Source organism: Gelidibacter pelagius (assembly GCF_017581925.1).
GTDB lineage: Bacteria > Bacteroidota > Bacteroidia > Flavobacteriales > Flavobacteriaceae > Gelidibacter > Gelidibacter pelagius.
In genome coordinates, this window is record NZ_JAGEVG010000002.1 from 315,216 (window position 1) to 339,608 (window position 24,393).

The 24,393-nt window shown below is 36.9% G+C and carries 21 protein-coding genes; 19 read left to right on the forward strand and 2 right to left on the reverse strand.

The annotated features are described in order from the left end of the window. Positions 1-42: 42 nt before the first annotated feature. Together J4051_RS02950 and J4051_RS02955 are read left to right on the forward strand one after the other, a co-directional pair. On the forward strand, positions 43-1,137 hold the full coding sequence (locus J4051_RS02950; RefSeq protein WP_208232262.1) for an acyloxyacyl hydrolase: 1,095 nt from the start codon (positions 43-45) through the stop codon (positions 1,135-1,137). A gap of 95 nt (positions 1,138-1,232) precedes the next feature. Beyond that, entirely contained in the window at positions 1,233-1,982 is a 750-nt protein-coding gene (locus J4051_RS02955; RefSeq protein WP_208232264.1) for a head GIN domain-containing protein, read from the forward strand. 4 nt (positions 1,983-1,986) lie between these two features. Here the strand turns inward: J4051_RS02955 and gldA are convergent, their stop codons facing one another. Next, on the reverse strand, positions 1,987-2,883 hold the full coding sequence (gldA, locus tag J4051_RS02960) for a gliding motility-associated ABC transporter ATP-binding subunit GldA (RefSeq protein ID WP_208232266.1): 897 nt from the start codon (positions 2,881-2,883) through the stop codon (positions 1,987-1,989). Between the two features lie 325 nt (positions 2,884-3,208). Here gldA and J4051_RS02965 point away from each other — a divergent pair, with 325 nt between their 5' ends. The 4 genes from J4051_RS02965 to J4051_RS02980 all read left to right on the forward strand — a co-directional run bounded on the left by J4051_RS02965 (position 3,209) and on the right by J4051_RS02980 (position 7,426). Beyond that, positions 3,209-4,039: a prephenate dehydratase gene (locus J4051_RS02965; RefSeq protein ID WP_208232267.1), complete on the forward strand. Its 831-nt coding sequence runs from the start codon at positions 3,209-3,211 to the stop codon at positions 4,037-4,039. Continuing rightward, the gene (locus J4051_RS02970; RefSeq protein WP_208232269.1) at positions 4,036-5,199 is read left to right on the forward strand and encodes a pyridoxal phosphate-dependent aminotransferase; all 1,164 of its coding nucleotides are present in this window, start codon (positions 4,036-4,038) and stop codon (positions 5,197-5,199) included. The genes J4051_RS02965 and J4051_RS02970 overlap by 4 nt, the downstream gene beginning before the upstream one ends. Positions 5,200-5,370: 171 nt before the next feature. Beyond that, positions 5,371-6,222, forward strand: a complete 852-nt coding sequence (locus tag J4051_RS02975; RefSeq protein ID WP_208232271.1) for a prephenate dehydrogenase — start codon at positions 5,371-5,373, stop codon at positions 6,220-6,222. Positions 6,223-6,343: 121 nt separating this feature from the next. Next, the gene (locus J4051_RS02980; protein ID WP_208232273.1) at positions 6,344-7,426 is read left to right on the forward strand and encodes a bifunctional 3-deoxy-7-phosphoheptulonate synthase/chorismate mutase type II; all 1,083 of its coding nucleotides are present in this window, start codon (positions 6,344-6,346) and stop codon (positions 7,424-7,426) included. A 109-nt stretch (positions 7,427-7,535) separates the two neighbouring features. Here the strand turns inward: J4051_RS02980 and J4051_RS02985 are convergent, their stop codons facing one another. After that, positions 7,536-8,183: a hypothetical protein gene (locus J4051_RS02985; RefSeq protein ID WP_208232275.1), complete on the reverse strand. Its 648-nt coding sequence runs from the start codon at positions 8,181-8,183 to the stop codon at positions 7,536-7,538. 87 nt (positions 8,184-8,270) lie between these two features. On the opposite strand from J4051_RS02985, the gene rsgA reads away from it, so the two are divergent. The 13 genes from rsgA (at position 8,271) to J4051_RS03050 (ending at position 24,320) form a co-directional block, all read left to right on the forward strand. After that, entirely contained in the window at positions 8,271-9,218 is a 948-nt protein-coding gene (rsgA, locus tag J4051_RS02990) for a ribosome small subunit-dependent GTPase A (RefSeq protein ID WP_208232278.1), read from the forward strand. Positions 9,219-9,381: 163 nt separating this feature from the next. After that, entirely contained in the window at positions 9,382-9,834 is a 453-nt protein-coding gene (dtd, locus tag J4051_RS02995) for a D-aminoacyl-tRNA deacylase (RefSeq protein WP_208232280.1), read from the forward strand. 52 nt (positions 9,835-9,886) lie between these two features. Beyond that, complete coding sequence (locus tag J4051_RS03000) at positions 9,887-11,806, forward strand: DUF3857 domain-containing protein (RefSeq protein ID WP_236027173.1); 1,920 nt, start codon at positions 9,887-9,889, stop codon at positions 11,804-11,806. Between the two features lie 4 nt (positions 11,807-11,810). After that, a complete protein-coding gene (locus tag J4051_RS03005; protein WP_208232282.1) occupies positions 11,811-13,835 on the forward strand; it encodes a DUF3857 domain-containing protein in 2,025 nt (674 codons plus the stop codon). Position 13,836: 1 nt separating this feature from the next. Next, complete coding sequence (locus J4051_RS03010; protein ID WP_208232284.1) at positions 13,837-14,163, forward strand: nucleotide pyrophosphohydrolase; 327 nt, start codon at positions 13,837-13,839, stop codon at positions 14,161-14,163. Positions 14,164-14,471: 308 nt separating this feature from the next. Beyond that, positions 14,472-16,478 (forward strand): transglutaminase domain-containing protein, encoded by a 2,007-nt coding sequence (locus tag J4051_RS03015; RefSeq protein ID WP_208232286.1) that lies wholly within the window; start codon positions 14,472-14,474, stop codon positions 16,476-16,478. Between the two features lie 319 nt (positions 16,479-16,797). Further along, on the forward strand, positions 16,798-18,060 hold the full coding sequence (locus tag J4051_RS03020; RefSeq protein ID WP_208232287.1) for a 3-phosphoshikimate 1-carboxyvinyltransferase: 1,263 nt from the start codon (positions 16,798-16,800) through the stop codon (positions 18,058-18,060). 183 nt (positions 18,061-18,243) lie between these two features. Then, positions 18,244-19,293, forward strand: a complete 1,050-nt coding sequence (gene queA / locus J4051_RS03025) for a tRNA preQ1(34) S-adenosylmethionine ribosyltransferase-isomerase QueA (protein ID WP_208232289.1) — start codon at positions 18,244-18,246, stop codon at positions 19,291-19,293. A 249-nt stretch (positions 19,294-19,542) separates the two neighbouring features. Beyond that, positions 19,543-20,583 (forward strand): 23S rRNA (adenine(2503)-C(2))-methyltransferase RlmN, encoded by a 1,041-nt coding sequence (gene rlmN / locus J4051_RS03030; protein ID WP_208232291.1) that lies wholly within the window; start codon positions 19,543-19,545, stop codon positions 20,581-20,583. Between the two features lie 124 nt (positions 20,584-20,707). After that, on the forward strand, positions 20,708-21,685 hold the full coding sequence (locus J4051_RS03035) for a polyprenyl synthetase family protein (protein WP_208232293.1): 978 nt from the start codon (positions 20,708-20,710) through the stop codon (positions 21,683-21,685). Positions 21,686-21,887: 202 nt separating this feature from the next. Continuing rightward, a complete protein-coding gene (locus J4051_RS03040; protein ID WP_208232295.1) occupies positions 21,888-22,463 on the forward strand; it encodes an RNA polymerase sigma factor in 576 nt (191 codons plus the stop codon). Next, the gene (locus J4051_RS03045) at positions 22,447-23,193 is read left to right on the forward strand and encodes a hypothetical protein (protein WP_208232297.1); all 747 of its coding nucleotides are present in this window, start codon (positions 22,447-22,449) and stop codon (positions 23,191-23,193) included. Before J4051_RS03040 ends, J4051_RS03045 begins: the two co-directional genes overlap by 17 nt. Positions 23,194-23,258: 65 nt before the next feature. Further along, positions 23,259-24,320 (forward strand): hypothetical protein, encoded by a 1,062-nt coding sequence (locus J4051_RS03050; RefSeq protein WP_208232299.1) that lies wholly within the window; start codon positions 23,259-23,261, stop codon positions 24,318-24,320. The last annotated feature ends 73 nt before the right edge of the window (positions 24,321-24,393 follow it).

Here is a 24,393-nt window from a genome sequence, read left to right on the forward strand (position 1 = left end):
GGTTTTAAATATTCTATTAAATTTGCCGTATAACTCAAATGAATGAAGTATTTAATAGTTGGTGTATTGTGTTTGTCGAGTTCATTTCTGTTCGCTCAAGAGGATCCAGGTTTATTCACTTTAGATGCCAATTATTTCTACGGGACAATATTAGAGCATAATCCTGATATTGCACATCTCATCACAGATCATCCCACAGGTCTGATTTTAAGTTATAATAAAAAAACCTTCGGATTCAAGCCTTGGGAAAGTCGTTATAATTATCCGGATTGGGGATTTTCTTTTATCTATCAGGATATGAAAAACCAATATTTGGGTGAGAATTATAGCTTGCATGCCCATTACAACTTCTATTTTTTGAATCGTAATCTGAACTTCAGGATTGGACAGGGCATCGCTTACACAACCAATCCATATAGAAAGGAAACCAATTATATGAACGGGGCTTATGGTTCCGATTTGATGAGCTCTACTTATCTCATGCTCAATTATAAAAAAGAGAATGTTTATAAGGGTTTGGGGTTTCAGGCGGGGATTTCAGTTATCCATTACTCCAATGCCAATGTTAGGGCGCCAAACAACTCCACTAATACCTTCGTTTTCAATGTTGGCGCCAATTACATGTTGAACTATGAAAAAGAATCCAGCTTTCAACCTTCAACTGAAGATAAAAAGTTCACTGAAAAAATCAAGTATAATATCGCTTTTAGGACAGGTGTCAATGAGAGCGATATCATTGGTAGTGGCCAATACCCATTTTATAACGTATCGTTCTATGCTGATAAACGAATTAACAGGAAAAGTGCGTTTCATTTAGGAACGGATGTGTTTTTTGCCCAGTTTCTGAAGGAATTGATCTATTACTACTCGGTAGCTTATCCAGAACGTAATGTGGACCCTGATACAGATTATAAACGTTTAGGGGTGTTTGTTGGACATGAGTTGTATATCAATAAACTCTCCGTAATTACTCAGTTGGGCTATTATGTGTATTATCCTTATGATTTTGAAGGCCGAGTATATAACAGAATTGGTTTAAAGCGTTATTTTGGAGATCAGTTTTTTGGAGCGATTACCTTAAAAGCACATGGCGCAAAGGCGGAAGCGATTGAATTTGGAGTGGGGGTGAGATTGTAGGAAGTGGGAAGAACGAAGCTCGAAGTGAAAAGAACGAAGCAGGAAGCGCGAAGAAAGATGGTTTGATCAATAGTAGTTATTCGGAAAGAAATATAATGAAAAAATACATTTACATCCTATTTGCAATAGTATTGCTGTCATGCAATGCCAAGGTGATGCCTGATTGTTTGCAGAATGCCGGACCAATGATTCAGATGGAGATTAATGTGCCTGAGTTCAGTAAGATCATTGTTTTTGAACGCGTACAGCTGATTCTTAAAGAAGCTCCCGAACATAAAGTCGTCGTGGAGACTGGCGAATATTTGAGAGATGACATTGAAGTGAAAGTTGTAGACAATGTACTGCTATTGAAAGATCACAACGCTTGCAACATCACACGAGACTATGGCATTACTAAAATTTATGTCAGTGCTCCCAATATTACTGATCTCAGATCGAGTACAGGGCTACCTATTTTGAGTGATGGGGTTTTGAATTATCCCAATTTGACGTTAATCTCTGAAGATTTTGAAGCTGAAGACCAATACCATACGGTTGGCGATTTCAGATTAGAGGTCAATTGCTCGAACCTAAACGTGATAACTAATAACTTGTCCCATCTGTTTTTAAGCGGAACGGTCGAAAATCTGGTCGTCGGATTTTATTCCGGTGACTCTCGTTTTGAAGGCCGTAACTTAATTGCCCAAAATATCAGGATATTTCAGCGCAGTAGTAATGACATGATTATTAATCCGCAGGCATCTTTAAGAGGAGAAATAAGAAGTACAGGCAATGTTATTGTGGTAAATGAACCTCCTATTGTGGAGGTTGAGACATTTTATAAAGGGCGTTTGATTTTTGAATAATGTTTTAATCTACAGTTAATTCCCGAAACAGACTTTCTAAATTTTTGTTCTTTTGATTGAGTTGTAAGATTTTTAAGCCATTATCATGCGCAAAATCAAATACCATTGGACGCATATCTTCTTTGGTGGAAAAAGTCAATTCATATATAAAGTCGTGCGTATTTTTGACGTATTGGATATGTTTCAAACGGTTCATCAAAACATCTTCAACGCGATAATCAAATTCAACTTCGATAATTTGCTCTTGGTTGGCTTTTAATTCTGAAAGCTTTTTGTCAGCAACAATCTCGCCTTTATTGATAATGATCACGCGGTCACAGATGGCTTCCACTTCTTGCATAATGTGAGTGGACAAAAAGACTGTTTTTTCTTTTCCTAACGATTTGATCAAATGTCTGATGTCAACCAATTGATTTGGATCCAATCCCGTAGTTGGTTCATCCAAAATCAATACTTCTGGATCGTGCAATAAAGCGTTGGCCAATCCGACACGTTGCCTATAGCCTTTTGAAAGTTGTCCTATCTTTTTGTGGGCTTCTGGTGTTAGTCCCGTAAGTTCAATAACTTCTTCGATTCGCGATTTTGAGACCTTGTAAACATCCGCGTTGAATGCCAAATATTCCTTGACATACATTTCTAAGTAAAGCGGATTGTGCTCCGGTAAATAGCCGACGCGTTTTTGAACCTCGCGAGCTTGGGTTTGAACATCAAAGTCATTTACTTTTGCCTCACCTTCTGAAGCATCAATATAGGTGGTCAGGATTTTCATCATCGTAGATTTTCCAGCTCCGTTGGGACCTAAAAATCCTACAATTTCGCCTTTATCTACTTTAAAGGAAATATTGTTCAGCGCCTTCTGATCGGCGTATAGTTTGGTGATATTATTGACTTCAATGGACATACTTCAAATTATTTGCTCAAAAATAAGCATTTTAGACATGCCAAGTTTTAACGAAATCGTTGTAATGCAAAAAGAATTGAAAAAATATTTTGTTTATAAAATTTATTCTCTACTTTAGCGAAATCAAATGATGCAAACAGCTAATTATACATATCAAAACTGGTTTTATTTCTTTTTTAGCAAAAGGGACGAGACTTCGTATGTGTAATTTATGAACAATAAATTTAATATAAAGGTCTCGATGAAAATCGGGACTTTTTTGTTTTTAAAAGTTTGAAATATCAGCAAAAATGATAAAAAATGTTAAATATAATTTAGCCAACACATGATAAAATCTGTTGCCATACAAGGAATTAAAGGGTCCTTTCACCATATTGTCGCTTTACAATATTTTGACAGTTCAATACAGCATATTGATGAGTGCATGACATTTGATGGCGCTGTACAAAGTGTTCTGACCAAGAAAACCGATGCGGTTATTATGGCCATTGAAAATTCGATTGCTGGCTCCATCATTCCTAATTATGCTTTAATAGACGATAACCAACTCCATATCATCGGCGAACATTATTTGGATATTCAGCATCATTTAATGGCATTGCCAGGGCAAAGAATTGAAGATATCCATGAGGTGTATTCACACCCCATGGCCTTGTTGCAGTGTAAACAATTTTTCAAACAACATCCGCATATCAAATTGGTGGAAGATAAAGATACGGCTGAGGTAGCACAGAGAATTCAGCAAAAACAACTCAAAAATGTAGGGGCAATTGCCAGTCAATTGGCAGCGGAGTTGTTTGAATTGGAGATCGTTTCAGAAAGTATTCAAACCATAAAACAAAATGAAACGCGATTTGTGATTGCAGTGACCACTAATTCTGAAGCTCAAGAAGTCCAGATCAATAAGGCATCCTTAAAGTTCGACGTGGACCACAAACGGGGCAGTTTAGCATCCGTTCTGAATGTGATGAGCGACTGTAGAATGAACCTCACCAAAATCCAGTCCATGCCAATAATTGAAACCCCTTGGAAGTACGCGTTTTTTGTGGATATCACATTTGATGCGTATAAGGATTATCAAAAAGCGAAATCAATAATGGAAATAATGGCTCAAAACTTTAAGGTTTTGGGCGAATATAAAAATGCACGACAATGATCACTTTTGCAGATAGATTAAATACTGTTGAAGAGTACTACTTCTCAAAAAAATTGAGAGAAGTCAACTTACTTAAATCCCAAGGGAAACCCATTATCAATTTAGGGATTGGGAGTCCGGATTTGGAGCCACCATCACGTGTTATTGCGGCAATCAATGAGAGCATGAACGATGCGGTAGCTCATAAATACCAAAGCTATCAGGGCTTACCAGAATTGAGGGAGGCGATGGTAGGTTTTTATAAGGAACATTTTGGCGTTTCTTTAAGTCCACTGACTGAAGTGTTGCCCTTAATGGGAAGTAAGGAAGGTATCATGCATATCTCCATGGCTTTTTTAAATGAAGGTGATGAAGTTTTGATTCCAAATCCAGGATATCCAACTTACGAATCAGTTACAAAATTGGTGGGTGCAAAACCTATTTTTTATGATTTGATAGCTGATAATGATTGGTGCCCTGATTTAATAACCTTGGAACGAAGTGATTTATCCAAAGTGAAACTGATGTGGATCAGTTATCCTCACATGCCAACGGGAGCTACAGCAAGCAATAAGGTATTTGAAGATATCATCGTATTTGCAAAACGGCATAATATATTGGTGGTCAATGATAACCCGTATAGTTTTGTGTTGAATGACTATCCGCGAAGCATTTTGAAGTATAAGAATGCTAAAGAGGTTTGTTTGGAGCTTAATTCGTTGAGTAAAACATTTAATATGGCAGGATGGCGTGTTGGGATGGTTTTAGGTAAAACAGAATATATCAATGCTATTTTAAAAGTGAAAAGCAATATGGATTCCGGAATGTTTTATGGCATCCAAAAAGGTGCTATTGAGGCTTTAAAATGTTCAAAAATGTGGTTTACAAGTTTAAATAGCGTTTATGAAGAACGGCGTCAAAAAGTTTGGGAATTGGCGGCAGCATTGAATTGTACGTATGATGAAAGTGCAACCGGTCTTTTCGTTTGGGCAAAATTGCCGGCACATATTAAGGCTGAAGAGTATATTGATGTGATCCTGAAAGAGCATTCTGTTTTTATTGCTCCTGGGACCATTTTTGGAAGTAATGGTGAAGGCTATATTCGGTTTTCACTATGTGCGCCCATTGAGGAATTACAAGAGGCAATTGCAAGGGTGAGGTTAGGGGTTGGTGTTCAGTGATCCCGCCTCCGCAAAAGCTTCGGACGGGCAGGTAGTGTTCAGTACTCAGTTTGCAGTAGGCAGTTTGCAATTGACATTGAGTATCAAAGCTCCGAAGGCGCGAAACCTTTGTAGCTCTGTAAAAAAATAATTATCGTAAAATAATGTCCCAAAGGGACGACATAATTAGTAATGAAAAACATATACATCATAGGTGTTGGATTGATAGGGGGAAGTTTAGCCCTTGATATTAAAAAACACGATCATAAGGTAAAGATTTTCGGGATAGATCATAATGAAAACCATTTGGAAGAGGCCATGCAGCTGAATGTTATTGATGCTAAAGCTACTTATGAAGATTTGAAAAATGCCGATTTGGTAATTATGTCTATACCTGTAGATGCCGCGGTCAATGAGATTATAAAAGTGTTGGATTTGGTTTCAGACGATGCCTTGGTGTTGGACGTGGGTTCTACAAAAGCTGAAATCTGCAAAGCCATAGAAGAGCACCCAAAGCGTCGCAATTTTTTGGCCACACATCCTATTGCAGGAACGGAGTATTCTGGACCCAAAGCAGCAATTTTGGGATTGTATCAAAATAAGACCAATATTATATGTGAGGTTGAGAAAACGGCTTTCAAGCTTCAAGAACAAGCATTGAAGTTGTTTTCAGATTTAGGGATGCGCATCCGTTATATGAATCCTGAAGCTCACGATAAGCATATTGCCTATGTGTCGCATCTATCGCATATCAGCTCGTTTATGTTGGGTAAAACTGTGATTGATAAAGAACGGAACGAACGTGATATTTTTGATATGGCGGGAAGTGGATTTGCTTCAACCGTCCGATTGGCAAAGAGTTCCCCTGAGATGTGGACGCCAATTTTCAAACAGAACAAAGCCAACGTCCTCGAAACCTTGGATGAATTCATCATCAACCTCCAAGAATTTAGGAAGTTCATGCATGAGGATGACTTCGAGGCTATTTATTCAGAAATGAAAAACACGAATTATATAAAAGAAATATTAAACGGTATACAATAGTATTAAATAAATAAAAATCAAAGTACCAAATTCCAATACTATCAGCTTATAGAGTAAACCTTGGAATTTGCCTGCCGGTCGGCAGACCGGGAATTTTAAAATTTGGAAATTAATAAGTATTATGGAAAACAAGAAAGAATTAGGAACATGGTTAGATGATTTGAAATTGGATCATCCCTTGGTCATTGCAGGCCCATGTAGTGCAGAAACAGAAGAACAAGTATTGGGTATTGCCCATCAATTGAAAGATACAGATGTTAGTTATTTTAGGGCTGGAATTTGGAAACCACGCACACGTCCAGGAATGTTTGAAGGCGTTGGTGCATTGGGACTGAAATGGTTGCAAAAAGTTAAAGAAGAAACAGGTCTTAAAACTGCAACTGAGGTCGCCAATAGAGCACATGTTGAACTGGCATTGGAGCATGATATCGATTTGCTTTGGATTGGTGCCCGTTCTACAGTGAGTCCATTTATTGTTCAAGAAATTGCTGATGCATTAAAAGGAACAGACAAGATTGTTTTGGTAAAGAATCCGGTAAATCCAGACTTGCCACTTTGGTTGGGTGCGATTGAGCGTTTGGCGACTGCTGATATCAAAAGATTGGGAGCAATCCATAGGGGGTTTTCAACTTATGAAAAAACGAAATACAGAAATAATCCAGAATGGCAATTGGCCATTGAATTACAAACTAAATTCCCTGACTTACCGTTGATCAATGATCCGTCGCACATCACAGGAAAACGTGATATGATTTTTGACGTGTCGCAAACTGCCTTAGATCTGAATTTTGACGGACTTATGATCGAGACACACACCAATCCTGATGCGGCATGGAGTGATGCATCGCAACAGGTTACGCCGGAGACTTTGATTCAAATTATGAGAGATTTGCGTATCAGAAAAGAGTCTGATCCTGAAAAGGAATTCAATACTAACTTGAGTAATTTAAGAGCACAAATTGATGTGGTAGATAATCAACTTATTGAAATGTTAGGCAAGCGTATGAAGTTTTCTGATGGAATTGGTGCCCTAAAAAAGCAAAAAAACGTGGCGGTTTTACAAAGTAAACGTTGGAACGAGATTTTGGGAAATATGGTGTTGGAAGGTGAACAAAATGGACTGAGCGAAGAGTTTATCCTTAAAATGTTCAAGGCTATTCACCAAGAATCCATTAACCACCAAGAAAAAATTATTAATTCATAATTAAAAAGGAGGCTGCTTTAATAGTAAGACAGCCTCCTTATTTTTATTTATATACTCAGGAGAATTTGAGGATACACGTTCACAAATAAAACCTTAAAGTTTTCAAGCGTTAGTTTTTAGTATAACTTAATCTTCGCGAAGCTTTTCTCATAAGGACATTAATTAAATCCTCTGAGCTGCTTCCCAAACCTCCTTTTACCTTTTTGTTATAATTCCATAATAATGTGCCGTTTTCAGCATTATGAACACTCATGTTAATTAATGCACTGTTTGTGGCGCCACCAAAACCCACAAGCAGACCTAATGCCAGCGAGGCTCCTTCTGACATAGGTTTGTTGGTTTCAAAATCACCAGAAATTACGGAGTCAACACCAAGAATTTGAGCTAGTTCTTGTGGAGTGTAGTCCAATATATTATCATAATTGATGTCTTTTTTATTTAATATTGCAGTAGTAGTTCGAACGTCTTGAATGTCTACGGTATTCATGTCACCTCTTTTTTTTCGTTTCAAGAACCAAGAGTATAATGCAGCTTGAATGCCTTCGCCTTCAGCTTTTTCCAAGCGATCTAATTGTTCACTTGTCATATCCTTCATTTGCTTGGGTCTTAATTTTACCTTAGTTTTAAATGGAACTATAGCTATGATTCGATGTGATTTAGCAATATCGTCAAATTCGGGATTTTCATAGAGATTGGTTTGGGCATTGACATTAATGAGAAATGCAAATAATAAAATTGGAATGAATAAATTTTTCATAATAAGTAGGTTGGTTTAAAAATTAAGTAGCTAATATACATTTTTCTTTAATTTTAAAATCGTTATTTTGTTGACTAAATTTGATGCATGACAGGAACCGTTTATAAGTCCACAGGAAGTTGGTACACCGTAAAAACAGAACTCGGTGCCTTTTACGATTGCCGTATAAAAGGAAAGTTCAGAATCAAGGACATCAAAAGCACCAATCCAATTGCGGTTGGTGATGTTGTGGATTTTGATGTGGAGGTATTGGACAATGTCACTACTGGAATTATCCATACCATTCACGATCGGGAGAATTATATTGTGCGCAAGTCGGTCAACCTCTCCAGACAAACTCATATTATTGCCGCCAATATCGACCAAGTGTTTCTGCTTGTCACCATAAACAATCCTCCAACATTAACGAGCTTTATAGATCGGTTTTTGGTTACCACGCAGGCTTATCGCATTAAAACAGTTCTGGTGTTCAATAAAATGGATACCTATAATGATGAGAATGTGATGGAAGTAAAGTACTTATCCTCTATCTATAGAAAAATAGGCTATGAATGTATCGAAGTGTCTGCTCTAACCGGGAAAAACATTGATCAACTGAAGTCTTTGATGAAAGATAAAACCAGCATGTTTGCTGGGCATTCTGGTGTTGGAAAATCGACCTTGGTGAATGCGATTGAGCCAGGCTTAAATTTGAAAACAAAGGAAATCTCCATGCAGCACATGCAGGGACAGCACACCACAACGTTTGCAGAAATGTTTGATTTGAGCTTCGGAGCTAAAATTATCGATACGCCCGGAATCAAAGGTTTTGGCGTTGTAGATATGGATAGGGAAGAAATTGGCGATTATTTTCCGGAGTTTTTTGCTTTAAAACATAAGTGCAGATTTAATAATTGTTTACATATTGAAGAGCCTCAATGCGCGATAAAAGAAGCATTGGATAAAGATGAAATCTCCTTTTCACGCTATAGAAGTTATCTACAAATTTTGGAAGGAGATGATGAACATTATCGTACCGAGGAATGGATGAAATAAGTCTTCAGTCTTCAGTCCTCAGCTGGCAGTCCTCAATCCTCAGTATTCCGTTGGCCGTGAGCCATCCAACCTGCAAGGTTTCAAAAACCTTGTAGGTTTAAAATAAGCTAGAATCAAAAACAAAATCAACATTTTAAATCACCCTATAAGAATATAGATTTTCATGAAAGCAGTCATCCAAAGAGTTTCAAATGCAAGTGTCACCATTGACAATAGTAAAGTAGCTGCCATCGGGTCAGGATTGCTGATTTTGTTGGGAATAGTGGATGATGATACGCAAGAGGACATTCAATGGCTGACAAGGAAAATTGCCAATCTTCGTATTTTTGAAGATGATAATGGCGTGATGAATCGATCGCTTATTGAAGTTGACGGAGAGGCTATTGTCGTCAGCCAGTTTACACTCCATGCCTCCACTAAAAAGGGCAATAGGCCCAGTTATATCAAAGCAGCAAAACCCGATGTCGCAATTCCATTATATGAAAATTTCATAAAGCAGATCGAAGAAGATCTAAGTAAAAAAGTACAAACCGGTCAATTTGGTGCAGACATGAAAGTACAACTCATAAACGATGGTCCGGTAACGATAATTATTGATTCTAAAAATGTGGAGTAACCATTTTGACATCTCTTAAAAAAGACTACTTTAGCGGCTTAACATGGCCCCCATGATCAGAATTTACCGCTTAATTTTTGTTCTGGTTTTTCCGATTTTCTGTCTTGCACAGGAGGATAAACTATTGAACTCCCAAACCATACCTTTTGCTTTAAGAGAGAATGCCAATGCCGTCGTCAGATGGGATGATTCCTATATTGAAGTAAAGGCAACCAATAAAATGGTTCATACCAATAAACGGATTGTCACCATTCTGAATTCTTCAGGAAACTCTAAAGTCGACGCTTTTTTGGGATATGATAAAGGTGTTTCCATCAAAAAGATGGAAGCGCGAATTTATAATGCCCATGGAAAAGAAGTTAAAAAAATCAAAAGAAACGATTTTGAAGATGTCAGCGCCGTTGATGGAGGTACACTTTATTCTGACAGTCGTGTTAAATATTTAAGATACACCCCAGTTGATTATCCCTATACTGTGCTTTTTGAAACCGAGGTTGAATACAATTACACAGCATATATAAGACGATGGCGACCAATAGAAGGCTTTTCAACGAGTACAGAATACAGCCGATACGTGTTTCGATATGACCCTGCCAACGAATTAAATAAATCTGAAGCCAATTTTGAAGCCTTTGGCGTTGTCAATCAATCCAAAGATGGCGAAATCCATTATGAAGCCAACAATCTTAAGGCCATCGCTTATGAAGCGTATAGTCCTAACCTGAAGGATATAACGCCGTATGCCATGCTCAATTTAAAAAATTTTTCCTATGAAGGATATGTTGGCAATTCAAACGATTGGGAAGGTTTAGGGAAATGGATGCATGAGCAATTGTTGTCGGGAAGAACTCGCGTTTCTGAAAAAACCAGGAATGAAATAATGACTTTGGTTTCAGGACTTGACGATCCCATCGATAAGGCCAAGGTAGTGTATCAATATGTTCAAAATAACACAAGATATATCAGTGTTCAAGAAGGTATTGGAGGAATCCAGCCTATTGATGCCCTAAAAGTTGATGAAGTCAAATATGGCGATTGCAAAGGATTATCTAATTATACCAAAGCCTTGTTGGATCTTGTTGGTGTTGAGTCTTATTATACGAGAGTTTATGCATCACCGGATAATTTAGTGGATATCAATAAGGATTTTGCCTCTTTTCTTGGGCAATCCAATCACGTTATTTTAAATCTTCCTTATGAAGGAACAAATATCTGGTTGGAATGCACAAGTCAAACCTCTCCTTTTGGATACAATGCCAATTTTACTGATGACAGAAATGTATTTGTGATCAGGCCTGATGGTGGTGAAGTTGTCCGCACCAAAATTTATACTGCTGCAGAAAATCTATTGGATACCAAGGCAAATATCGTCTTGACTGAAGACGGCGATATTGAAGCTAAAATCAATCTAAATTCCTACGGCACCCAATATGGCCATCATGAAAGGATTCAGTACAGAACCATAAAAGATCAAACACTTCATTATAAGGATTATTGGAGACATATCAATAATATTGATGTTCTTTCAATGAATTACAACAACGATAAAGACGCGATAAGGTTTACTGAAAACATTGAGTTGACCGCAAAGAAATATGCCTCAAAAACGGGTGATCGTTTGTTTTTGAGTCCAAACTTTTTCAACGTGCTTTCCAATGTTCCAACGCGTTATAGAGATCGAAAACTGCCATTTGAAATCGAGCGTGGCTTTCATGATATGGATGAATATGTCATTTCGATTCCAGAAAACTATGAAGTTGAAGCGCTTCAAAATGACCTTCTTATTGAAAATAAATTCGGCAAATACAACTATTCCATTACTGAAAATGACGACCATACCTTACTGTTTAAACGCAGTTTTATTTTGAATAAAGGTGATTATGTCAAGGAGGATTATGAGGATTTCAGAAATTTTTATTTAGAAGTTGTCAAACAAGACCAATCAAGAATTATCCTTATAAAAAAGTCTTAGCCACATGAAAAAAACCGCTTACTTCCTTATTGTTATTGCATTCAATTGGGCCAATGCCCAAGATTACCGATTCGGAAAGGTATCCATAGATGAGCTTCAAGAAACCGCATATCCCGGAGACTCTGAAGCAAATGCCGCAATTTTATACCTCAATCAAAAAACCTATTATGATTTCGTGCAAAGTGAAGGTTTTATACAAGTTACAGAAGTCTATAAGCGGATAAAAATTTATAATAAAGATGGTTTTAATTGGGCTACTGAAGAGATTCAATTAAGAGATGATGGTTCAAAAAGAGAATCTGTGGTTAGTTTGAAGGCAGTAACCTACACCTTGGAGAATGGGAAGATAGAGGCGACCAAGTTAAAGAAGGATGGCATCTTTGATGAAAGAAACAATAAATTTTGGAAAACTTCAAAGTTTACCATGCCAAATATTAAAGATGGATGTGTGTTGGAATTTGAATACAAAACAACATCACCTTACATAAATATTGATGATCTTAATCTGCAATATGGTATACCCATAAAGGAATTGGATATGTACGTTCGTATTCCTGAATACTTTAATTTCAATAGATATGTCAATCCAAGAGCCACCTATATTCCAAAAATTAAGGAGTATGAGGTAAGCAGAACTGAACATATTCAATTTAGTGGTAAAGATAGTAACCCTTCACGCGGACAAGTGACCGCCGGTAAATCGAATTTTTCAAATGAGAAATTGGAATTCAAAGAAATGAAGACGGAAATTAGATTATCCAAGGTTCCCGCACTCAAAAATGAAGTATATGTCAGTAATCTTAACACTTATCGAACAAAACTAATTTGGGAGCACGTCTATTCCAAAGATCTCAGAGGATTGATTACAACCTATTCCACCAATTGGGATGAGGTCACAAAAACGATCTTTAATGATAGCGACTTTGGTACACAGTTAAAACAGACCAATTATTTTGAAGAAGATATTTCTGGATTGATCAAAGGGGTTACCAATGATTCTGAGAAAATTAACCTTATTTATAATTTTGTAAAATCGAAAGTTAAGTGGAATGGCTATAATGGGTATACGACAGACAATGGTGTTAAAAAGGCCTATAAAGAAGGAGTTGGCAACGTAGCTGACATTAATTTAATGCTCACGGCCATGTTGTGTTATGCCAAAATAAATGCCAATCCTATGTTGGTCAGTACAAGAAGTAATGATATTCCTGTATTTCCGGCAACTGGTGGCTTCAATTATGTTGTTTCTGCCGTAGAACTGCTTAACGATGTTATTCTTTTGGACGCAACCGATAAGTTTTCAACCCCCAATGTTCTTCCAGAAAGAGCAATTAATTGGCAAGGTAGGATCATTAGAGAGTCTGGCACTTCAGAGTGGTTTGATCTTAGTCCTAAAGAAACAGCCAAAGAGAATACATCTTTAAATTTGAAAATTAATGATGATCTGTCTATTGACGGTAAGGTCAGAGGCCAAATGACCTCATTTGCGGCCAAGAATTTCAGGAGTAAATATGAGAATTTCAATACCGAAGAAAAATTGATGGCTCTTGAAAAGGATAAAGGTGAAATAGAAGTGTCAAATTATGAAGTCACTGATATGGATGTTTTGGATAATCCGATCATGTATGTTTATGATTATAATCTGAAGAATGGTATCGAGCAAATAGGCGATAAGGTATTTCTAACACCAATGCTGTTTTTTGCGCCTAAGGAGAATCCGTTTAAGGGAGATAAAAGAGAATATCCAATTGATTTTGTATATCCATTTAACGATAGATATACTATTAATGTGATTATTCCTGACGGCTATGTTGTGGAATCCATTCCTGAAAGTTCCGTGGTGCAATTCCAGGAAAATGCAGGGGAGTTTAAGTATATTGCAAAGGCAAATGGGAAGATGTTGCTATTTTTGATTTCTTTAGATTTGAATCAATCCTTAATTCTTCCAGATGAATATGATGATTTCAAGCAATTCTATCAGCTGATGACAGAAAAGCAAACTGAAAAAGTAGTGTTAAAAAAAATATAAGATGAAACTTCAAAACTCGCAAAAAATAGTTGATGAATGGATTAAAGCTCATGGTGTCCGGTATTTTAATGAGTTGACCAACATGGCTCAACTTACCGAAGAAGTGGGCGAAGTAGCCAGGATTATCGCGCGTCGATATGGCGAGCAGAGTGAAAAGGAAAGCGATAAAGACAAAGATCTCGGTGAGGAATTGGCAGATGTGGTCTTCGTTGTGTTATGCTTGGCCAATCAAACAGGAATTGATCTTCAGGCTGCTTTTGACAAGAAAATGGACTTAAAAACAAAGCGGGATCATGACAGACATCATGGGAATGAGAAGTTGAAATGACTTTTGAATTATGAGTTCCGTTTGCCAGCCAACCTGCAAGGTTTTAAAAATCGTGTAGGTTTGAAAAGCTAATATTCATTGGTTTGAAATAAAATGCAATAATTAAGATTTTTAAACTTTTTGTTGGGGATATAGGAGTTCATGAAAGCAGTCATACAAAGCGTTTCAAATGCAAGTGTTACCATTGACACCGAGCAAGTGGAACTCATTAATAATAGCTCTGTAACCATAGTAGAAGGCCAAAGATTGTAGGTAACCATTTTTGATATTTGATAAAAAGGGTTAGTTTAGCCTTTTAACATGGCCCCATGAAAAAAATTACCTACCTACTTATTCTTATCGCTTTTAATTGGTCCAATGCCCAAGATTATAGATTTGGTAAAGTCTCTAAGAGTGAACTTCAGGAAACCGCGTATCCTGAAAATCCAGAAGCAAATGCTGCGATTTTATTCCTAAATCAAAAAACCTATTACAATTATATACAAAGTGAAGGATTTGTACAGGTTACTGAAATATATAAACGTATTAAGATTTATAACAAGGATGGTTATGATTGGGCTACAGAAGAGATCCAGCTGAGAGATAATGGATCAAAAGGGGAAAATATCAGTAATTTAAAAGCAGTAACCTATAACCTTGAGAACGGAAAGATAGACGAGGCCAAGTTGAAGAAAGATGGCATGTTTGATGAAAAAAACAATAAATACTGGAAAACATCAAAGTTTACCATGCCAAATATTAAAGATGGATGTGTTATAGAATTTGAATATAAGATTACATCACCGTACATAACTATTCGTGACATTAACTTGCAATATGGCATTCCTATAAAGGAATTGGATATGTATGTCAGAATTCCTGAATTTTATAATTTTAATAGATATGTTAATCCGAGAGCGGTCTATATCCCAAGAATCAGTGAATCTCAGGTTAACAGAACAGAACATATTCAGACTAAGAGCAGATCAGGTTATGGTGTTTCAACTACAAGCTATTCCTCGAGGAAATGGGAGTTTAAGGAGAATAAAACCGAAATTAAATTGTCAAATATTCCGGCGCTAAAAAATGAAAATTATGTTAGTAATCTAAATACTTACAGAACAAAATTAATATGGGAATATGCCTTTTCTAAAGATCCTGGCGGTCAAATTACAAATTATGCATCCACATGGGATGAGGTGACCAAGACAATTTTTGAGGATAGAGACTTTGGAGGTCAGTTAAAACAGGGCAATTATTTTGAAAAGGATATTTCTTCATTGATCGAAGGTGTCACTAATGATTCTGAAAAAATCAACCTCATTTATAATTTTGTAAAATCGAAAGTTAAGTGGAATGATTATAACGGATACACCACAGATAATGGCGTGAAAACAGCTTATAAAGAGGGAGTTGGTAATGTGGCGGATATTAATTTAATGCTCACTGCCATGTTGCGATATGCCAAAATAAATGCCAATCCCATGTTGATCAGTACGCGAAGTAATGATATTCCGTTATTTCCTGCAACAGGTGGCTTTAATTATGTTGTTGCCGCGGTAGAAGTGCCCAATGATGTCATTGTTTTGGATGCCACCGATAAATTTGCGACGCCCAATGTACTTCCAGTAAGAGCAATCAATTGGCAGGGCAGGATTATTAGAGAAGCTGGCAGTTCAGCTTGGTTTGATCTAAAACCTAAAGAAATCGTAAAAGAGAGCATTTCCTTAAATGCCAAAATTAACGATGATCTATCTATTGATGGTAAGATAGGAGGTCTTATGACCTCATTTGCAGCCAAGAACTTCAGAGGTAAATATCAAAATTATAATGCTGAAGAAAAATTGATGGCTATTGAAAAGGATAAAGGTGAAATAGAAGTGTCAAATTATGAGATTACTGATATGGAGGTTATAGATAATCCGATAATGTATGTTTATGATTACAATCTGAAGAGTGGGATAGAGCAAATAGGCGATAAGGTATTCCTGACACCAATGTTGTTTTTTGCTCCAAAAGAAAACCCGTTTAAGGATGACAAAAGAGAGTATCCTATTGATTTTGTGTATTCATTTAACGAGAGATACACAATTAACATGATGATTCCTGATGGCTATGTTGTGGAATCCATACCAGAAAGTACCGTAGTTCAATTTCATGGAAATGCAGGTGAGTTTAAGTATATAGCAAAGGAAAATGGTAGGATGCTCCAGTTTTTAGTTATTTTGGATATCAACCAGTCCCTTATTCTTCCAAATGAATATTCTGATTTTAAACAATTTTATCAGCTGATGGTAGAAAAGCAAACCGAAAAAGTAGTGTTAAAAAAAATATAAGTTGAAATAATTTTTTTTAGTTCAAAGTTTAGGATTCATATGAATTGTTCATTTCGGCATTAGTGAATCACCAATCAATTTAGGATTTCCTTCATGAAACTTCGTACTACTTTGTGTCACTTTGTGGAATAGCTTTTCTATTTTCGTTAATCGTTAATTAAAAATCATCAATCCTCAAATCTTTGTGAAACTTCGTGCTTCTTTTATGGAGCTTTGTGAAATAGCTTTTCTATTTTCGTAAATCGTAAATCACGCCTCCGCGAATGCTGCGGAATGGCAGGTGAAAATCGTCAATCGTAAATCAAAAATCGTAAATCCAATGTTGTTAGCTCTTCATAAATCTACCATTGTAGATAATCCCCCAAAAATTGTCATTACAGGTTCAAAAAGTGAGTCGAATCGATTGTTATTATTACAAGCACTTTATCCAGAGCTAAAGATTCAAAATGTCTCCAATTCTGACGATTCCGAAGTAATGCAAGAAGCATTAAAATCGACGTCAAACCTTATTGATATTTCTCATGCTGGTACGGCAATGCGATTTTTGACTGCTTTTTTTGCGACACAGGAAGGAAGAGAAGTTGTCATTACGGGATCAGCGAGAATGAAAGAACGTCCGATACAGGTATTGGTTGAAACCTTAAAAACGTTGGGTGCCGATATCTCTTATTTGGAAACTGAAGGCTGTCCACCGTTAAAAATCAATGGTAAATTGTTGTCTAAAGAGAAAGTGTCTTTAAAAGCCAATGTAAGCAGTCAATATATTTCTGCGCTATTATTGATAGCCCCAAAACTGAAAAATGGTTTGGAATTAACCTTAGAGGGAGAAATTACGTCAGTGCCATATATCAATATGACCTTGAATTTGCTCAATCAAATTGGAGTGAAAACCTCCTTTGAGAATAATAAAATAAAGATCAATCCGCTTGCGAATCTAGGCGCTCAACAAAGGGATTTAACGGTAGAAAGTGATTGGTCATCAGTATCTTATTTTTATAGTATTGTGGCATTAAGTGCTGTGGGGACTAAAATCACTTTATCCTCTTACAAAAAGGCCAGTTTGCAGGGCGATTCTGTTTTGTCCGAAATCTATACTGATTTTGGTGTGGAAACAAAATTTGGAGACCATACGATCACACTTTTAAAAAAATCAGAATGTCAGCTGAAAACTATGACTTGCGATCTTAAAAACGCTCCTGATATTGCCCAAACCATCGCCGCAACCTGTTTTGGACTCGGAATAGGCTGTTATTTAACGGGTTTACATACTTTGAAAATTAAAGAAACGGACAGGCTTGTAGCTCTGAAAACAGAACTTGAAAAGTTAGGTGCAACAGTTTCCATCACAGAAAATAGTTTGTCATTAGAACCTAATCAGGTATTTAGTTCAGAAAGTAAAGACTTCACTACTCAAGGGTTAGGGGAGGTTATCGCTACTTATCATGACCACAGGATGGCCATGGCTTTTGCTCCTTTAGGTCTCAAAACAAATCTTCAAATCGAAGACGCGATGGTTGTTTCAAAATCATATCCCACCTTCTGGGAGGACCTTAAAAGTGTCGGTTTTAAAATTACAAAATAATAAACGGTCATTTACTTGACAAGGCCTAGTTTGAGATTGTATCTTTGCAGCCTGCAAAAATCTATACAAATCGCATTGTGACGTACTTATGACTAAGTTCAGGGCGAACGATTTGATAGAAAAGGGTATTTTTAAGATTTGTTGGCAAACAGATCTGATCATTTAAAAAAAACACATAAATACATGAAATTATCCCACTTTAATTTTAAACTTCCTGAAGAGCTATTGGCTGAACATCCAACAGAAATTAGAGATGAATCTCGTTTGATGGTCTTGGACAGAAAAAAACAAACCATTGAACACAAAATGTTTAAGGATCTCATTGACTACTTTGATGAAGGCGATGTAATGATCCTAAACAACACAAAGGTTTTTCCTGCCCGTTTATATGGCAATAAAGAAAAAACAGGAGCAAGAATTGAAGTCTTTTTATTAAGAGAACTTAATGAAGAACAACGTTTATGGGATGTTTTGGTTGATCCAGCCAGAAAAATACGAATTGGTAACAAATTGTATTTTGGTGATGATGAAACTTTAGTGGCTGAGGTTATTGATAACACAACATCCAGAGGACGTACCTTGCGTTTTCTTTATGATGGATCGTATAAGGAATTCCGTCAAAAATTGACATTGCTAGGAGAAACACCATTGCCGAAATACATAAAAAGAGAGGTTGAGCCAGAAGATGAGGAGCGCTACCAAACTATTTTCGCAAAAAATGAAGGCGCAGTTGCTGCACCAACCGCAGGTTTACATTTTTCTAAGCATTTATTAAAGCGTTTGGAAATTAAGGGAATCGAATTTGCTGAGGTGACACTACATGTTGGATTGGGGACATTTAATCCAGTTGAGGTAGAAGATTTGTCCAAACATAAAATGGACAGTGAAGAAGCTTTTGTTACCCAACAAGCTGCCGATATTGTCAATGATGCTAAAACTCGTAAAAAGAGAGTTTGCGCTGTAGGTACAACTGCCATGAGAGCTATTGAAAGTTCAGTATCATCAAGTGGTACACTGAATGAGTTTTCAGGATGGACCAATAAATTCATTTTCCCACCTTATGAATTTAGCATTGCCAATTGCATGATCACCAATTTCCATACGCCAAAATCTACTTTATTGATGATGGCTTCTGCTTTTGCAGGTCATGATTTTATTAAAAAGGCTTACGATGAGGCTGTTAAAGAGAAATACCGCTTCTATACTTATGGAGACGCGATGTTAATTCTTTAATTGGCAGATCAATATACTTAGGGCCTCATCTTTTTGGATGGGGCTTTTTTTTAGTCGGCAGTCAGCAGTCAGCAGTCAGCAGTAAGCATTCTCAGTATTCAGTAGGCCGATGTCTACAATTGTTCGAAAGTTTCAACTTCAATTTCATCTTCAATTTAAGTCTCAATTGGACGTTGTAACCGAACTTTCTCAAATTATACCCTGACCTCTTCGCAATTCGTCAAACCTTTCATTATTTTTGCATCATCAATGGAAACAACAAAAAAAGACATACGCGCATTAACGAAAGAACAACTTCGAGAATTTTTCGTCGCACAGGGCGATAAAGATTTTAGAGGCAATCAAGTCTATGAATGGCTGTGGAACAAAGGCGCCCACAAGTTTGAGGACATGACCAACATTTCGAAAGAGACACGACTTATGTTGGAGGACAATTTTGTCATCAATCATATTGAGGTGGACCAGATGCAGCGCAGTAATGACGGCACCATTAAAAATGCAGTACGTCTGCATGATGGATTGATTGTTGAGTCTGTGCTGATTCCAACAAAGAAGCGTACCACCGCTTGTGTATCTTCGCAGGTTGGTTGTAGTCTCGATTGTAAATTCTGTGCTACTTCGCGTCTTAAACGCATGCGTAACCTGAACCCTGATGAGATTTTTGATCAAGTTGTTGCTATTGATAAACAAAGTCGATTGTATTTCAATAAACCTTTGACGAATATTGTATTTATGGGCATGGGAGAGCCTCTCATGAACTATAATAACGTATTGAAGGCTATTGACAAGATAACCTCACCTGAAGGTTTGGGGATGTCTCCTAAACGAATTGTGGTGTCCACCTCAGGGGTTCCTAAAATGATCAAGAAAATGGCCGATGACGAAGTCAAATTTGGTCTTGCCGTTTCCTTGCATTCTGCCATTGATGAGATCCGCACCTCCATTATGCCATTTAATGCAACGTTTCCGTTGGCCGATTTGAGGGAGGCTTTAGAGCATTGGTATGCCAAAACCAAAAACCTTATTACCTATGAATATGTGGTTTGGGATGGTATCAATGACACTAAAAAGGATGTGGAAGCCTTGATAGAGTTCTGCAGATTTGCACCCAGTAAAGTCAATTTAATTGAATATAACCCTATTGATGATGGCGAATTCCAACAAGCGGATAATGCTGCGATAGACATGTACATCTCCATGTTGGAAGCAAACAATATCACCGTGACGGTAAGACGCTCAAGAGGCAAGGATATTGATGCGGCTTGTGGACAGTTGGCAAATAAGTCTTAAAAAAGCTGCATCTTGTTTTATTTGTACTCATTATCGTATAAAACTCAGCTTTCTGAAAATTTAGATAGTATATCATTCCCATTTTTAGTACGTTTGTTATAGAAATACGCATGACGACCTCCATTTGAAAATTGACGAACAAATAAAGCAGCCCATTGCCTATGAAATGGAACTTTTTGAACAAAAGTTCTTACTTTCCATGTCTTCTAAAGTGGCGCTTTTAAATAGAATTACAACCTTTATTGTCAATAGAAAAGGCAAGCAAATGCGACCTATGTTCGTGTTTCTCGTTGCCAAAATGGTCAATAATGGCAATGTTAGCGAACGAACCTACAGAGGTGCTGCGGTTATTGAATTGATCCACACTGCCACCTTGGTACACGATGATGTGGTAGATGATAGCAATAGAAGGCGGGGCTTTTTCTCGGTCAATGCCTTATGGAAGAATAAAATTGCCGTGCTTATTGGCGATTACCTACTATCTAAAGGCTTACTGCTTTCCATTGATAACAACGATTTTGATTTGCTTAAAATTATTTCCGTGGCCGTTAGGGAAATGAGCGAAGGAGAATTGCTTCAAATAGAAAAGGCACGTCAATTGGACATCACCGAAGATGTTTACTACGAAATCATTCGGCAAAAAACAGCAACACTCATTGCTGCTTGTTGTAGTCTTGGTGCGGCTTCTGTAAAACCCAATGCTCCTGATGTGGAAACCATGCGTAAGTTTGGAGAACTCATCGGAATGGCATTTCAGATTAAAGACGATCTATTCGATTATGGTAATGAAGCCATCGGAAAGCCTACAGGTATCGATATCAAGGAGCGTAAAATGACCCTTCCGCTTATTTATGCCATTAATAATTCTACTAAAAAAGAAAAGTCTTGGTTGATCAATTCGGTCAAAAACCATAATAAAGACAGAAAGCGCGTTAAGGCGGTCATTGCATTTGTAAAAAGCAAAGGCGGATTGGAGTATGCTGTTTCTAAAATGCTGGAATTTCAAGACGAAGCTTTGCTACTTTTAAATGCCTATCCCGAATCTCAATTTAAAGCATCTTTGCTGCTTATGGTCAATTATGTTATTGATCGAAAGAAGTAGGGGTTAAGCTTGAATCGCGAAGCACGTAGCACGAAGTAGTTCATGTTTTTAAAATAAGAGACATTTATTTAACAAGATAACCTATTGATTATGAACGGATTTATTCTTGTTTTTAAAGAATTCACTAAATAAATAATTCCCCAGGCAACCTTTTACACACTTTTTGCGTCTTTATAAATAGAAGACCTAATAGAACCAATTTTTGAAAGTCATTCAATTACATAACAACAATATCGAGCTCATAAAAAAAGCAGCAAAAAACAATCGTGAGGCGCAACATGTGCTTTATGAAGTGCATGCGCCAAAAATGTTGAGTATTTGTAGATATTATGTCAAGGATATTCAAAAGGCGGAAGAGGTGATGCTAAACGGTTTTTTTAAAGCTTTTGTTAATTTGAAAAACTTTAAGAATGAAGGCAGTTTTGAAGGTTGGCTCAGGAAAATCATGGTCAGGGAAGCTATTTCTTTTTTGAGGCAAGAAAAGAAGGTTGAGTTTTCGGTTGAAGATATTGAGGTAAATCATGAGCAGGTTAACAATATTGAAACGGCAATCGAAGTGAATGAGATCCAACAGCATATTGACGCATTGCCCGAAGGTTATAAAATGGTTTTTGTTATGTATGCCATTGAAGGTTACAAACATCATGAAATAGCGAGTTTGCTGAATATCAATGAAGGCACTTCAAAATCGCAGTTGTTTAAGGCAAGACAGCTTTTGCAACAAAAGATCAACAAGTCGAACATTATAAATAATGGTACAGATGAAATGGGAAGATAATATAAAGGAAACGCTTGAGGAAAGAACAATCAAACCATCTACTACTTCGTGGGACACTTTAGCTGGCAAATTGGATGCCGCCGATAGAAACAAGAGTAAAACAATGTATTGGTGGATGGGTATTGCAGCTAGTGTTGTAGCCATATTATTTACGGTGAACGTTTTTTTTAACGGGAATAGCGCTGAGATTCAAAATCCAGTTATAGTAGATACGCAAGAACAGGTTGATGAACATCTCATTCCGATGGAGAAATTGCCAGTGAAGGAACAATTAGCGACAACTCAACAAGATGATGAAATGCGCGAATCGGTTGAGAAAAATACAGCTAAAGAAGAGCTTCTAAAAAAACAGAATGATTTAACACTACCATTAGAGCAAAATAGTTCCGTTGCTAAAATCGAGAAAGAAATCATTGAGCCGTTAGATACAAATCTTCAAAATGAAAGTTTAGAGGATAAAAAAGTCTCTGAGATTGTAGCGCAAATTCAAGATCTAAAAAGTAAAGGTCAAACTGTTACCGATGCTGATATTGATGCCTTGTTAGTACAAGCTCAGAAAGAAATAAGATACCAGACCATTATCAATGAAGGTACATTAACTGTTGATGCAAATGCACTGCTACAGGATGTTGAATCCGATTTACAGCAATCATTTAGAAATAAAATCTTTGAAGCTTTAAAAACAAGTTATGAAACCGTAAAAACTGCAGTTGCGGAGCGAAATAACTAATCCAATTCCTGCGAAGGCAGGAATCCCTATAGTCAAAATTAATCATCAATCAAAAATCGAACATTATGAACACAATCACAAAACTAGTTGTGCTGATCACTTTATGCTTAATTGCGAACATATCCCATGCACAGGACACACTCCAAAACCCAGACAATCACTTCAAGATCGAGAATCTTAAGCAGTTAAAGGAAACGATCGTAAACGAAGAAAAAGCATCTTTAAAAGCCGAAGTAGAGACGATTAATCAACGTCTTGAAAGAGGCGAGATTTCCCAAGAAAACGCAGAAGTCTTAAAGAATGAGATGGCTAAAAAGAGAGCATTGAACATTGAAAATCGCTTGGCCATTATTGATAATAAAATAGCACTTCTTCAACGCAACGATGCCAGCTATAAGTTAGAAAGCGAGAACAGAAATGAAATAGGCGTGAGTATTGGTTCTTTTACAGGAATTAGTATAAACAGTAAGAACGAGCCTCCAAAATATGATATTCGTACGACCAAGGATTTTTTGTTTGCCATTGGCTTTAACAACACGATTATCGAAGGTCAAAGTTTGGATGACTCACCTTACCAAATAGGAGGCTCTGGATTTGTGGAATTGGGTTGGCTCTGGAAAACCCGACTCTTGAAAAACTCAAATTTTGCGAGAATGACGTATGGACTTTCCGTGCAATGGAATAAATTGTCCATAAAAGACAATCAATACTTTGTTGAGAACGGAGAGGTGACGACGTTGGAACCGTTTCCGTATGAAATTAAAAAGGCGAAACTTAGAACTACAAGCTTAGTCGTTCCAATCCATTTTGAGTTTGGGCCTTCAAGATTTAAGGATTATGGTAACCGTATCAGATATTTAACAGGTAATCAATTCAAAGTTGGAATTGGTGGGTTTGCCGGTGTCAATTTGGGGACAATGCAAAAATTGAAGTATAAAGAAGATGGAAAAAATCAAAAGGATAAATTTAAATCAGATTACAACACCTCTAATTTTGTTTATGGTGTAAGTGCTTATGTTGGCGTTGGTGATTTCAGTGTTTATGCCAAATATAATCTCAATGATTTGTTTAAAGATCAAGCTGTTGCTCAGCGAAATGTGTCCTTGGGATTACGTTGGGATTTTTAGTTAATTTAATTCTATTGTGTTAGTCAAAAAGGGTGTTGAAAGTTATTCAATGCCTTTTTTTCTTTCGGTGATG

Bases quoted from the DNA above. Each gene is read 5' to 3' on its own strand.
- J4051_RS02950 (WP_208232262.1), top strand. From the start codon at position 43: ATGAAGTATTTAATAGTTGGTGTATTGTGTTTGTCGAGTTCATTTCTG.
- J4051_RS02955 (WP_208232264.1), top strand. From the start codon at position 1,233: ATGAAAAAATACATTTACATCCTATTTGCAATAGTATTGCTGTCATGC.
- gldA (WP_208232266.1), bottom strand. From the start codon at position 2,883: ATGTCCATTGAAGTCAATAATATCACCAAACTATACGCCGATCAGAAG.
- J4051_RS02965 (WP_208232267.1), top strand. From the start codon at position 3,209: ATGATAAAATCTGTTGCCATACAAGGAATTAAAGGGTCCTTTCACCAT.
- J4051_RS02970 (WP_208232269.1), top strand. From the start codon at position 4,036: ATGATCACTTTTGCAGATAGATTAAATACTGTTGAAGAGTACTACTTC.
- J4051_RS02975 (WP_208232271.1), top strand. From the start codon at position 5,371: ATGAAAAACATATACATCATAGGTGTTGGATTGATAGGGGGAAGTTTA.
- J4051_RS02980 (WP_208232273.1), top strand. From the start codon at position 6,344: ATGGAAAACAAGAAAGAATTAGGAACATGGTTAGATGATTTGAAATTG.
- J4051_RS02985 (WP_208232275.1), bottom strand. From the start codon at position 8,183: ATGAAAAATTTATTCATTCCAATTTTATTATTTGCATTTCTCATTAAT.
- rsgA (WP_208232278.1), top strand. From the start codon at position 8,271: ATGACAGGAACCGTTTATAAGTCCACAGGAAGTTGGTACACCGTAAAA.
- dtd (WP_208232280.1), top strand. From the start codon at position 9,382: ATGAAAGCAGTCATCCAAAGAGTTTCAAATGCAAGTGTCACCATTGAC.
- J4051_RS03000 (WP_236027173.1), top strand. From the start codon at position 9,887: ATGATCAGAATTTACCGCTTAATTTTTGTTCTGGTTTTTCCGATTTTC.
- J4051_RS03005 (WP_208232282.1), top strand. From the start codon at position 11,811: ATGAAAAAAACCGCTTACTTCCTTATTGTTATTGCATTCAATTGGGCC.
- J4051_RS03010 (WP_208232284.1), top strand. From the start codon at position 13,837: ATGAAACTTCAAAACTCGCAAAAAATAGTTGATGAATGGATTAAAGCT.
- J4051_RS03015 (WP_208232286.1), top strand. From the start codon at position 14,472: ATGAAAAAAATTACCTACCTACTTATTCTTATCGCTTTTAATTGGTCC.
- J4051_RS03020 (WP_208232287.1), top strand. From the start codon at position 16,798: ATGTTGTTAGCTCTTCATAAATCTACCATTGTAGATAATCCCCCAAAA.
- queA (WP_208232289.1), top strand. From the start codon at position 18,244: ATGAAATTATCCCACTTTAATTTTAAACTTCCTGAAGAGCTATTGGCT.
- rlmN (WP_208232291.1), top strand. From the start codon at position 19,543: ATGGAAACAACAAAAAAAGACATACGCGCATTAACGAAAGAACAACTT.
- J4051_RS03045 (WP_208232297.1), top strand. From the start codon at position 22,447: ATGAAATGGGAAGATAATATAAAGGAAACGCTTGAGGAAAGAACAATC.
- J4051_RS03050 (WP_208232299.1), top strand. From the start codon at position 23,259: ATGAACACAATCACAAAACTAGTTGTGCTGATCACTTTATGCTTAATT.